This is a genomic window from Thiothrix eikelboomii (genome assembly GCF_900167255.1).
Lineage (GTDB): Bacteria > Pseudomonadota > Gammaproteobacteria > Thiotrichales > Thiotrichaceae > Thiolinea > Thiolinea eikelboomii.
Map to the genome: position 1 here is coordinate 24,576 of NZ_FUYB01000021.1, position 12,367 is coordinate 36,942.

Annotated in this window: 10 protein-coding genes and 1 tRNA gene; 7 read left to right on the top strand and 4 right to left on the bottom strand. The window is 45.5% G+C overall.

Annotation, left to right across the window (positions count from 1 at the left end; genetic code table 11):
- The first annotated feature begins 117 nt into the window (after positions 1-117).
- The 5 genes from B5D50_RS16445 to B5D50_RS16465 are packed head-to-tail and all read left to right on the top strand — an operon-like array spanning position 118 to position 5,438.
- Positions 118-1,911 (top strand): ABC transporter ATP-binding protein, encoded by a 1,794-nt coding sequence (locus B5D50_RS16445; protein WP_078923746.1) that lies wholly within the window; start codon positions 118-120, stop codon positions 1,909-1,911.
- Between the two features lie 51 nt (positions 1,912-1,962).
- Entirely contained in the window at positions 1,963-2,937 is a 975-nt protein-coding gene (locus tag B5D50_RS16450) for a magnesium transporter CorA family protein (protein ID WP_078923747.1), read from the top strand.
- 59 nt (positions 2,938-2,996) lie between these two features.
- On the top strand, positions 2,997-3,515 hold the full coding sequence (gene moaB, locus B5D50_RS16455) for a molybdenum cofactor biosynthesis protein B (RefSeq protein WP_200807124.1): 519 nt from the start codon (positions 2,997-2,999) through the stop codon (positions 3,513-3,515).
- A 14-nt stretch (positions 3,516-3,529) separates the two neighbouring features.
- Positions 3,530-4,450 (top strand): EamA family transporter RarD, encoded by a 921-nt coding sequence (gene rarD, locus B5D50_RS16460; protein WP_078923749.1) that lies wholly within the window; start codon positions 3,530-3,532, stop codon positions 4,448-4,450.
- Between the two features lie 19 nt (positions 4,451-4,469).
- Positions 4,470-5,438 (top strand): YbgA family protein, encoded by a 969-nt coding sequence (locus B5D50_RS16465; RefSeq protein WP_078923750.1) that lies wholly within the window; start codon positions 4,470-4,472, stop codon positions 5,436-5,438.
- 153 nt (positions 5,439-5,591) lie between these two features.
- Here B5D50_RS16465 and B5D50_RS16470 read toward each other — a convergent pair.
- Positions 5,592-5,678: transfer RNA gene (locus tag B5D50_RS16470), tRNA-Leu, on the bottom strand.
- A gap of 74 nt (positions 5,679-5,752) precedes the next feature.
- On the opposite strand from B5D50_RS16470, the gene queA reads away from it, so the two are divergent.
- Positions 5,753-6,799 (top strand): tRNA preQ1(34) S-adenosylmethionine ribosyltransferase-isomerase QueA, encoded by a 1,047-nt coding sequence (queA, locus tag B5D50_RS16475; protein ID WP_159448661.1) that lies wholly within the window; start codon positions 5,753-5,755, stop codon positions 6,797-6,799.
- A 227-nt stretch (positions 6,800-7,026) separates the two neighbouring features.
- Entirely contained in the window at positions 7,027-7,869 is an 843-nt protein-coding gene (locus B5D50_RS16480; protein ID WP_078923752.1) for an SH3 domain-containing protein, read from the top strand.
- Between the two features lie 130 nt (positions 7,870-7,999).
- Here B5D50_RS16480 and folD read toward each other — a convergent pair whose 3' ends face one another.
- The 3 genes from folD to ppsA are packed head-to-tail and all read right to left on the bottom strand — an operon-like array spanning position 8,000 to position 12,135.
- Positions 8,000-8,854, bottom strand: coding sequence for a bifunctional methylenetetrahydrofolate dehydrogenase/methenyltetrahydrofolate cyclohydrolase FolD (gene folD, locus B5D50_RS16485; RefSeq protein WP_078923753.1), 855 nt, complete (start codon positions 8,852-8,854; stop codon positions 8,000-8,002).
- Between the two features lie 53 nt (positions 8,855-8,907).
- Positions 8,908-9,741, bottom strand: a complete 834-nt coding sequence (ppsR, locus tag B5D50_RS16490) for a posphoenolpyruvate synthetase regulatory kinase/phosphorylase PpsR (RefSeq protein ID WP_078923754.1) — start codon at positions 9,739-9,741, stop codon at positions 8,908-8,910.
- A 15-nt stretch (positions 9,742-9,756) separates the two neighbouring features.
- Positions 9,757-12,135 carry a phosphoenolpyruvate synthase gene (gene ppsA, locus B5D50_RS16495; protein WP_078923755.1) on the bottom strand — a complete coding sequence of 793 codons (2,379 nt, stop codon included), beginning with the start codon at positions 12,133-12,135 and terminating at the stop codon, positions 9,757-9,759.
- Between the last annotated feature and the right edge of the window lie 232 nt (positions 12,136-12,367).

Here is a 12,367-nt window from a genome sequence, read left to right on the forward strand (position 1 = left end):
TTTCTAGGCCGTGCAAAATAGCTACTATTCAGAATCTAAGAACAGCCGTCAATAAGGATTTAGCAGCCATTTAGATTTACTCGTACAATAGCCAGCTTTGGATATTGCTGAGTGCTTATGTCTGCTAGCCAGCCTGTTGTTTATACTTGGAATGACCTCTTTCGCCAAACCATGCGGCATCGGGGCTTATTGATTCGTGCGAATTTAATTGCCATTCTCACTGCCGTTTTAAGTGTACCTATCCCCCTGCTGATTCCGCTGTTAGTCGATGAAGTCTTACTCAAACAACCTGGTGTACTCACGCAGTTCATTGATCAGCTGTTTCCGAGCAGTTGGCATGGACCGATTTTGTATGTGCTGGCAGTGACTGTCATCACAATTTGCTTACGACTGGCTTGGCTGTTCTTTTCAGTCTGGCAAACCCGCGAATTTACCTTAATCAGTAAAGATATTACCTTCCGTATTCGTCGGCGCTTGCTTGAGCATATTGAAACGATTGCAATGGCTGAATATGAAACCCTAGGCAGTGGGACAGTCAGCTCACGCTTGGTCGTGGATATTGAAACCATTGATAATTTTCTGGGGATCACGATTAGCCGCTTCATTGTCTCCGTCTTAACCCTCTTGGGGGTGACTGTGGTGATGCTTTGGCTACATTGGCAACTGGCTTTATTTATCTTAATTTTAAATCCCGTGGTGATTTTGCTGACTACCAAAATGGGCGGCTATGTTAAAGAGCTAAAGAAAAAAGAAAACACCGCCTTTGAACTCTTCCAACAAGCCCTCACCGAAACCTTAGATACAATTCAGCAAATTCGCGCCAGCAACCGTGCTCAGAGTTTTTTCGAACAGATTATCAAGCTAGCGGCTGAGGTTAAAAATCAAGCTGGGCAATTCGCGTGGCGCAGTGATGCCGCCAATAAATTATCCTTCAGTATTTTTATTTCTGGGTTTGATGTCTTTCGAGCCATTGCCATGTTAATGGTGGTGTTTTCTGATTTAACGATTGGAGAAATGCTTGCCGTCTTCAGCTATCTATGGTTTATGATGGGACCCGTGCAAGAAATTCTGAATATTCAATATGGCTGGTTTGGAGCCAAGGCCGCCCTGCAGCGGATTAACCAACTCCTAGCACTTAAATCCGAACCGATCTATCCACATCTACAAAATCCTTTTAAAAACAAACACACCGTCAGTGTACGCGCTGAGCAGGTTACCTTTGCCTATGGCGATAAGCCCCCGGTTTTAGTCGATGTGAACCTAACCATTGCTGCAGGTGAAAAAGTGGCTTTAGTCGGTGCAAGTGGCGGCGGAAAATCAACCTTTGTACAAATCTTATTAGGCCTCTATCAACCCCAGCAAGGCCAACTCTATTTCGATGAGATTCCGATCACTGCCATCGGTTTAGATGTGGTGCGTGAACATGTCGCCACGGTCTTGCAGCAGCCCGCTTTATTTAATGATACCCTGCGCGCTAATTTGACCCTAGGCCAAGACTTACCGGATGAAAAACTCTGGGAAGCTTTACGGATTGCGCAATTGGAAGAGACGGTTCGTGCACAAACCGAGGGTTTAGCAACTCTAGTTGGACGGCAAGGTCTGCGTTTGTCGGGCGGGCAACGTCAGCGTTTGGCGATTGCACGGATGGTACTCTCTGATCCTAAAGTGGTGATTTTAGATGAAGCCACTTCAGCTTTGGATATGGAAACTGAGCAGAAGCTCCATACGGCCTTACACACTTTTTTGCAAAATCGCACAACGCTCATTATTGCGCATCGCTTAAGCGCCGTCCGCCAAGCGGATCGAATTTTAGTGTTTGAAGGCGGCACAATTATTGAGCAAGGCAATCATCAAGAATTGATCCAGCAAGATGGCTTGTATCGAAAATTGTATGGTAGCTCCACGGCATAAAAACAACTTTATTCCTGTATTTTAGACCTGTATTTTAGAAAGGTTCGCTGCGTGTATATCACTTTATTTGACGCTCAAACTCAACAAGCACAACTGATTCGCCCTGAACAGATTAAAACCAGTCAAGGCATGATTTGGCTGGATGTACTGGCAACGGATACCGATTGGCAAAATTTTGTTGAACAAGAGTTTGGACTAATCCTAGAAGAGCAACATGCACAGGATGCGGCGAATCCGAATCACCCGCCCTTTCATGATGATACTGAACGCTATGAAATGCTCATTTTTCGTGCCTTAAACTGCGCCAACACCCAACTATCCAGTTTCGAAGTCGATTCAGCGCCGATTGTTTTCTTTGTTTATGGCAAGCTGCTACTGAGCATTCATAACACTAACAAAACTAATTTTGATGAAATCCGTAGCCGCTGGTTGCGTGGTTCAAGAGTGCGTGCACCTTTGTCTCCTGATGGTGTTTTGTGTTTGTTATTAAGTTGGTTAACCGATCAATATTTGAGTTTAAGAATCTCGTTTGTAGAGCAGTTGGAAGATTGGCAAACTCAAATGCTCAAATCAACGGCTCGTTTTCAAAATTGGGCGAGCCTGCTAAAGGCCGGTAGCCTATTACGTCAATACCGCCTTGGCTTAATTGAGCCACAGCAAACTGCATTAGATGAATGGCGCGATGAGCGCATGGAAATGGATGCACGCATTCTCACCCGCCTGACCGATGTACAAGAGCATTTCAATCGAGTCGACCGTGACGCTGAAATTTGCCAAAATGACTTAGAGAATTTAGTACAAATTTATTTTTCCGCCAGCAATCAACGTATGAATGACATTATGCGTGTCCTAACGATTGCCTCCGTGATTTTCCTCCCCTTAAATCTACTCTCGGGTATTTATGGAATGAATTTCGAGCATATGCCGGGTTTAACAACGCATTATGGGTTTATATTGGTTATTTTAGCGATGTTTGGCATTGTGTTGTTTATTCTTGGGATTTTCCGCTGGAAAAAGTGGTTGTAACGCTGAACGTTGATCTTGGCTTATACTAGGGGCTTGATTCCTTAGCATCCATTTTTATGATGAGTACCGCCGATTTTAAGCCTCTGGCTATTGCCGTTTTGACTATTTCTGATACCCGTACCTTAGCGAATGACAGCTCAGGCCAAGTGTTAGTCGATAAACTCACAGCGGCAGGCCATCAATGCCTTGAACGCGAATTAGTGCCTGATAGCAAATATGCGATTCGTGCTGTTGTCTCACGCTGGATTTTGGATGAAAACATCCATGTTATTATCAGCACGGGTGGCACCGGCGTCACGGGACGTGATGGCACGCCTGAAGCGGTTAAACCTTTATTAGATAAAGAACTAGAAGGTTTTGGTGAGATGTTTCGGGTCTTATCGTATCAAGCGATTAAAACCTCTACCCTGCAATCTCGGGCGATTGCTGGCGTTGCCAATAGCACCTATCTGTTCTGTTTACCGGGGTCAAGTGATGCTTGTCACCTAGCTTGGGATCAATTAATTGAAGCACAACTGGATTATCGCACCCAGCCCTGCAATTTAGTCATGCTCATGCCTCGATTGAATGAAGTCTAAGGCTGCCTACCCACATGAAGATCTCCGAACAAAAACTCGGCTTGGTGTATGGCCTCACTGCCTATACTATTTGGGGTTTATTTCCTTGGTATTTCCACTTTCTGACGCATGTTGACCCTTGGCAAGTCCTGATTCAACGCATTACCTGGTCGTTTTTACTCGTCACTCTCATTGCTCTCGTCCTGCGACATTGGTCAGCGATTAAATTAGCGCTCAGCCAACCTAAAACTTTGCTGGGCTTGTGCATTTCCTCATTGTTAATTGCGGCGAATTGGCTGATTTTTATCTGGGCGGTAGGTCAAGATCGAGTAGTTGAATCGAGTTTAGGTTATTTCATTACCCCGCTGGTGAGTGTGTTATTAGCACGAGTGTTTCTCAAGGAATCCCTAGACATTTATCGCTTAACTGCGGTTGTCTTAGCTCTTATTGGCGTTCTGTGGTTAGTCGTGCAATTAGGCGTAGTTCCTTGGGTATCCTTATCCTTAGCCGCGAGCTTTGGTTTATATGGTTTGGCTCGCAAAAAAGTACCCGTAGATTCCTTAACAGGCTTATGGGTAGAAACGGGTATCCTCTTACCGTTTGCCTTAATAGCTTGGATCGGCTTAGAAGTCCAAGGGCAAAGCCAACTCTTTTCGGAGGGCTTCCAAACTACTTTTTTATTAATCTTTTCAGGTGCACTGACCGCAGCACCTTTATTACTGTTTGCTTCGGCCGCCCAGCGCTTAAGCCTAACCGCAGTAGGCTTTATGATGTATATCAATCCCACGATGCAATTTTTGACAGCAATTTATCTGCTCAAAGAGCCATTCACTCAGCAGCAATTCATTGCTTTCCTCTTTATTTGGGTGGCTTTGGTCGTCTTTAGTATCGGGGCGATTCGCCAACAAAACCAGCGCCAGCAGCGATTAAACTCCGCCAGCGCCAGCTCTCATTAACAGGATCAAACTATCGACCATGACTCATCCTCACCAACCACAACTGGGCATTAGTAGCTGCTTATTAGGTAATTCAGTACGCTTTGACAGTGGACATAAACATAATGCTTATATCACGGATTCTTTAGGTGAGTATTTTGAATTTATCCCAGTTTGCCCTGAGGTCGCGGCTGGCTTAGGGATACCTCGCCCACCGATTCATTTAGTGAAGCGCACAGGGGACATACGCTTAGTCCAAGTCAAAAATCATCAGGTCGATGTGACCGCAGCCTTGCGAGCCGCCAGCGAAAATTTGCTCGCTGAGCCTCAATTCGCCAAGCTCAGCGGGTTTATTCTTAAAAAAGATTCTCCCAGTTGTGGCATGGAACGAGTTAAGGTTTATGCAGAACCTGCAACAGGGCAGCCCCCTGAGCGCAGTGGTGTTGGGCTATTTGCAGCCAGCTTGCAACAAGCCTATCCCAACCTGCCCTTAGAAGAAGAAGGTCGCTTATGTGATCCGATTTTACGAGAGAATTTTATTGGGCGGGTATTTGTCTACCAACGCTGGCAAGCGCTCATGCAAGAACCGCCTAATGCCCATGCTTTTGTACAGTTTCATGCTGATCATAAATATTTGATCATGGCACATGATCAAGCTGGCTTACGCGAATTAGGGCAACTGGTTGCACAAGCAGGCAACGCGGATTTAACCTACCTACATGCTCAATATATTCAAAAGCTCATGCACATTCTGACCAAACGAGCATCGCGAGGGCAGCAAGGCAATGTACTGACTCATTTAATGGGTTATTTATCTGAGCACCTAGATCGCGAAGATCGGGCTGAATTAGTCGAAACGATTCAACACTACCAACAAGGCTATCTACCCTTAATCGTGCCAATTACTTTGCTTAAACATCATTTTCGGCGGCATCCCCATCCATATATTGAGCGGCAGTATTATTTAAGACCCCACCCGAGTGAGTTGATGCTATTGAATAGTATCTAAATTTCTTGAAATCTTTTCTGCTCTAATAGCTTGTATCTACCTGTTTGGTTAACCTGCTCATAGATAAATTAGTTTGCTTTAGACACAAAAAAGCCCTGAATCCGTTAAGATTCAAGGCTTTATGGATGTACTAGATTAATCTAGATTATAACGTGGTGCCGAGGGCGAGACTCGAACTCGCACACTGTTACCAGCGGCGGATTTTGAATCCGCTGCGTCTACCAATTCCGCCACCCCGGCAAGGTGTAGTGGCGCGTATTCTACCAAGTTTTTGCCATTTGGAAAGTCTTTTTATGCAGTGTTATCATACTGACATGAAACTTAGTGACTTCGACTACCAACTTCCTCCTGAATTGATTGCTTACCAACCTTTGGCTGAGCGGACTGAAAGCCGTTTATTGGTATTAGATCCCTGTAGCCCTCAACCGAAAGATCAATATTTTTATCAGTTAACCCAATTTTTACAAGCAGGTGATTTATTGGTGTTCAATAATACCAAAGTCATTCCTGCTCGCTTGTATGGGAAAAAAGCTAGTGGTGGCAAACTTGAAGTATTGATCGAGCGGATTCAAACCCCACAGCGGGCTTTGGCACATATTCGAGCCAGTAAATCACCCAAAGCCGGTACAGTATTGGAGCTAGAAGGTGCTTTTCAGGCCATCATATTAGAGCGTGAAGGTGAGCTATTTCAACTGCAACTGACTGAACCCGCCAACTTTTTTGAATTATTAGATCAATATGGGCATATTCCCCTTCCCCCTTATATCGAACGCCCCGATTTAGCGACCGACCGTGAGCGTTATCAAACTGTTTATGCAGAAAAGCTAGGTGCAGTTGCAGCCCCTACCGCAGGATTGCACTTTGATCACAGACTGTTAACGCAACTGGCTGAACAAGGAATTGCCAGCACGACGGTCACTTTGCATGTCGGTGCAGGCACTTTCCAACCAATACGCACGGAAGATTTGTCACAACATAAGATGCATGCGGAATATGTTGAAGTCAGTGCAGCCACCTGCGAAGCTATTCGAGCCTGCAAAGCACGCGGAGGACGAGTCGTAGCTGTGGGGACAACCTCAGTCCGTAGCCTAGAAACAGCTGCACAAGCGGGTAGTCTTCAACCTTACACGGGCGATACCCGTTTATTTATTAAACTGGGGTATGAATTTAAAGTCGTGGACGTTTTAATCACCAACTTCCACCTACCGCAATCCAGCTTGTTAATTTTAGTCTCTGCCTTTGCGGGGTATGAGTCAATCAAAGCGGCCTACCAACATGCCATTAAACAAGCTTATCGGTTCTTTAGTTATGGTGATGCAATGTTATTATTTCGGCGAGAAAACAACCGTTCAGCAGTTTAAAACTAAGCTTTATCAGTGGTTTTTCTGTGACTTTTTTACAACATATAGTATCCTAGCCGTTGCGGAAAAATCATGATTTAGCTATCAAGCGTTAATCATGCGCTACACTTTTATAGTGTTGGGTTGAAGTGTCACCCTGTGTACCATCACCTTAGGTGGTTTTTAAGTTTAGATCGAAGATAAAGACTCTCCAATCTAGCGGCCTAGTCTTTTTCATCGGAGGAAACATGGACAAGCAATTACTTAAAAAGATGATCCCCGCTTTCATGGCGGGCGCGTTTCTGCTGACTGCCTCTTTACAAGCACTCGCAGCTCCTCTCACCTTGCCAGCAGATAGCTCTAAAATTTATCAAGTCGCAGGTCGGACGCCCGGCAATGTGCTAAAAATGTATAAAAAACCCGGCGAAGGCATTTTAGTCAATATTCCGCACAATGCGACTTGGCTGGTGCGTCGGAATGCCCAACAATTAGTCGGTAATGTCTTATGGGAAAAGGTTAGCTGGGATGATATGACCGGTTGGGTTGAATCTAGCGCTTTAAGTTATGATGCTGAATCGACCAGTATCGCCGCAGCACGGCGGGCTTGCTTAGTTGATCCTAAAGTACCTGCTGATCAAAAGGTTTGTTGCGGCTATCCAGAAAAAGCTAAAGGCTTGCCTTTCCGTTCTGTGCCTATTTTCTCAGTGCGTGGTTTAACCGCTGGCCAGAGCCTAATGATGTATGTGGAAGAAGGTAATCAATCTGCCATTGCCGTAGAAATTCCACATAATGCCACTTGGATTACCAAAATAGGCAAAGTCGCCAAAGGTGGAGATGTTGCTTTTGAATTAGTACGCTGGGCTGGCCAAAATGGCTGGGTGAATGCAGCTTATTTAGCTGAAGATCCCGCGAAAACTAAAGAAGGGGATGATAAGCGGCGTCTATGCAGTGGTGGCAAAGAGCTATTACCCGCTGCCGCTTCAGATATCGTGTGCTTACCTGCTTCTGTCATTCGCCGCTTACGTGAATCGGGTGCTTTATCCGATGATGTTTTGAAGAAATTAGCTCAACAACCTCCAAAGAAAAACTAAACCCGTCGATTCACTTTAAGTGATTGGTCGAATCACTGGCTTAATTTTCTCAACTAACAAGGCAAGCTTAAGCAAATCTTGCCTTGTTAGCTTTAGGCTAGGCTTAGATTTAGACGCGATTCGCACTTGATTAGAACTGATGCTTCTCACAAGCACTCAAGGTATTTCTCATCAGCATCGCGACGGTCATCGGCCCTACTCCGCCCGGTACTGGAGTAATCAGAGCAACTTTTTCTTTAGCTGCCTCATAATCCACATCACCCGCTAAACGCCCAGTCTCTAAACGATTAATCCCTACATCAATCACGACTGCATCCGGCTTGAGCCACTGTGCTTGGATAAATTTAGGTTTACCCACAGCAACCACTAAAATATCAGCTTGCGCAACTAGCTCGGGCGTATTAGGTGTAAAGCGATGGCACACCGTCACAGTGGCTCCAGCTAATAATAATTCTAAGGCCATTGGTCGACCGACAATATTCGAAGCGCCCACAACCACAGCATGTTTACCTAAACACTTAATGCCTTCAGATTCCAATAGGCGCATCACACCATAAGGCGTACACGGACGTAAGCCCGGAATACGCAAAGCTAATTTACCCACATTACTCGGATGGAAACCATCGACATCTTTACCCGCATCAATCCGCTCGATCACTAAGGAAGTATCAATATGCGCAGGCAAGGGCAATTGAATCAGAATACCATCCACTGTATGGTCATTATTGAGACGATCAATAATCTTTAATAGCTCAAACTGCGTCGTTTCTGCAGGCAGATCATAAGAACGCGAAACAATGCCGACCTCATCACAGGCACGACGTTTATTGCTGACATACACATGGGAGGCAGGATCGTTGCCGATTAAAATGACGGCTAAACCGGGGGGGCGCTTACCTTGAGCCAAGCGTTCTGCAACTTTATCTTTTACTTCTTGGCGAACTTGAGCTGCGACCTGCTTGCCATCAATAACCCTTGCAACCATCTTCCATCCTCACAGGCAAAGACACACATCTTCGCATGTCTGCGTAGCAACTGTCACTGCCCGTATAAATGCCGTTTCAAACCACTACGATTCAGGATGATTGTGCTAATTTCTTCAATAGAAATATTCGTCGTATCAATATAGGGGATGTTTAATCGCTGATATAATTTTTCTTGCCAATCCAGCTCTTGCTGGCATTGCGCAAGCGAAGCATAGCGACTATTCGGACGCCGCTCTTGGCGAATTAAATGTAATTGCTCCACACTTAAGGTTAAGCCAAATAGTTTATGCTTATAGGGATCTAACAGCTTAGGTAACCGCAACGCATCCATATCCTCTTCAGTGAGTGGATAATTGGCAGCTGAAATCCCATATTGTAAAGCTAGATAGAGACAGGTCGGGGTTTTGCCTGAGCGAGAAACACCCACCAAAATAATATCAGCATCATTAAAATTCTTGGCTGATACCCCATCATCATTGGTCAGGGTATAATTGATCGCGGCAATCCGATTAAAGTAAGAAGAATTATTTTGTAAACCATGTGAGCGCCCTACTGCATGCGCTGAAGGTTGTTGCAATTCTTGCTCCATCGAACCAATGAAAGTACCGAAAAAGTCATAAATCATGCAGTTCGCCTGAGCGATCAGGCTACGAATCTCATCATCAATCAAGGTACTAAATACGATGGGGCGACAGCCATCACGCTCTGCCGCTGCATTAATTCGTGCTGCCCAATCATGCGCTTTGGCGACCGTATCCAGAAAAGGGACATTAATTTTATTCCAATCAATGCCATCAAATTGGGTCAATAAACTATGACCCAAAGTTTCTGCAGTAATCCCTGTACGGTCAGACAAATAGTAAACGGTGCGTTTTTGCCTGCTCATACCGTCCTCCTTAGCTTAGGCTGATTTCTCAAGGCTGGCTAAATGCAACCAAGTATTCACCACGGTATCGGGGTTCAGGGAAATACTACTGATCCCTTGCTCATGCAACCAAGCGGCAAAATCAGGATAATCTGAAGGCCCTTGCCCACAAATCCCCACGTATTTACCCTGCTTTTTACAAGCCTCAATCGCCATACTCAAGAGCTTCTTCACCGCAGGATTACGCTCATCGAATAAATGTGCAATTAAACCCGAATCACGATCCAAACCCAAGGAAAGCTGCGTCATATCATTCGAGCCGATCGAGAACCCATCAAAATACTCTAAAAACTCTTCAGCCAACAGCGCGTTCGAAGGAATCTCACACATCATAATTAAGCGTAAACCTTGCTCACCACGCTGGATGCCTTGGGCAGCGAGTAGCTCTGTGACCTGTTGGGCTTCCTCTAAAGTACGGCAGAAAGGAATCATCACCTGTACATTGGTTAAGCCCATGTCATGACGTACTCTACGTAAGGCTTGGCATTCCAATTCAAAGCAATCACGGAAGGCACTGGATAAATAACGGGATACACCACGATAACCAATCATAGGATTTTCTTCATGCGGCTCGTAACGATCACCGGCTAATAAATTAGCGTATTCGTTCGATTTGAAGTCCGACATACGGACAATCACTGGATGCGGATAAAAAGCAGCCGCTAAAGTGGCAATGCCTTCAACCAGCTTATCCACATAAAAACCGACGGGACTTGAATAACCGGCAATTTTTTCACCGATACTTGCTTTTAAGTCTTCGGGTAAGCGCTCAAATTCCAATAAAGCTTTCGGATGAATCCCGATCGTATTATTAATGATGAACTCTAAACGGGCTAAACCCACGCCTTCATTGGGCAAATGCGAAAACGAGAAAGCACGCGAAGGATTACCCACATTCATCATAATTTTTACCGACAGCTCGGGAAGATTACCGGTATCCGCCGTCATCCGCTCAAAGCCGAGTAAACCCTCATAGATATAACCAGTATCGCCTTCGGCACAAGAAACCGTTACTTGATCACCCTTCTTAATCTGCGTAGTGGCATCACCGCAACCAACTACTGCTGGTATCCCCATTTCACGCGCAATAATCGCTGCATGACAGGTACGCCCACCCCGATTGGTGACAATCGCCGAGGCACGCTTCATGATCGGTTCCCAATCAGGGTCAGTCATATCCGTCACCAGCACATCGCCCTCTTGCACCTCATGCATTTGGGCAATACTCATAATAATTCGAGCAGTTCCCTGCCCTATTTTCTGACCAATGGAGCGCCCTTCGGCAAGCACTTTACTTTTGCCCGCTAATTGATAGCGCTCGACCACACTGCTGGCTCGGCTTTCTACTGTTTCTGGGCGGGCTTGAACAATGTACAATTGACCATCGCCCCCATCTAAAGCCCACTCAATATCCATCGGCCGACCATAATGCTGCTCAATAATCACTGCTTGGCGGGCTAAGGATTCGACTTGCTCATCTGTTAAACAGAAGCGCTGCCGACGCCCCGCTTCAACATCACGGGTTAACGTCGCTTTATTATGCGCACCCGCTTGCGTGTCGTAGATCATCTCAATCGCTTTTGCCCCTAAGCGGCGCGATAAAATCGCGGGGCGCTTGGCCGCCAGATTAGGTTTATAGACATAAAACTCATCAGGATTAACCGCGCCCTGCACAACCGTCTCACCTAAACCGTAAGCACCGGTAATAAACACCGCATCACGGAAACCCGATTCAGTATCCAAGGTGAACATCACACCGCTCGCCCCAATATCGCTGCGAGCCATTTTTTGAATGCCGGCAGACAAAAATACTTTGTCATGTTCAAACCGCTGATGCACACGATAGGCAATCGCACGATCATTATATAAAGATGCAAACACTTCTTTGATCGCGGCAATCACCTGCTCTAAACCGCGTACATTCAAGAAGGTTTCTTGCTGGCCTGCAAAGGAGGCATCGGGTAAATCTTCAGCGGTCGCCGAAGAACGCACGGCAAAAGAAGCCGTATCACCTGAACCAGCGGCTAATTTTTCATAAGCCTTGGTGACAGCTGCTAATAAAGCTTGTGGCAAAGGGGCGGCCATCAGCCAATCACGAATCGTTTTGCCCGCTGTGGTTAAAGCCTGAATATCATCTACATTTAAGCTCGCTAACAGCTGATTAATGCGAGCGTCTAAGCCCTCATATTGTAGAAAATCACGATAGGCATCGGTTGTCGTTGCAAAGCCACCGGGTACACTGACACCGACCTTGGCAAGATGACTGATCATTTCCCCCAATGACGCATTCTTGCCCCCGACAATATTGACATCATGCATGCCGAGTTGATCAAACCACAAAATATAATCAGCCATTTTGGATCTCCCGAAATGTTAAAATTTGGCTAAAAAGGGGACTGCTAGCTTATCTAAAAATGGAAGGGAGTGCATCTACAGTGACAGGCGGGCAAAAAGAGCGGCATCCACTAGGAACGCCGCAAGCACCACAGTTAGCATGAGATAACATTACATGAATGTTTGATGACGGCAATATTAACAAATCCTGTCTAATTTATTAAAATCAATTGTTTCAATTTTTACTATTGAT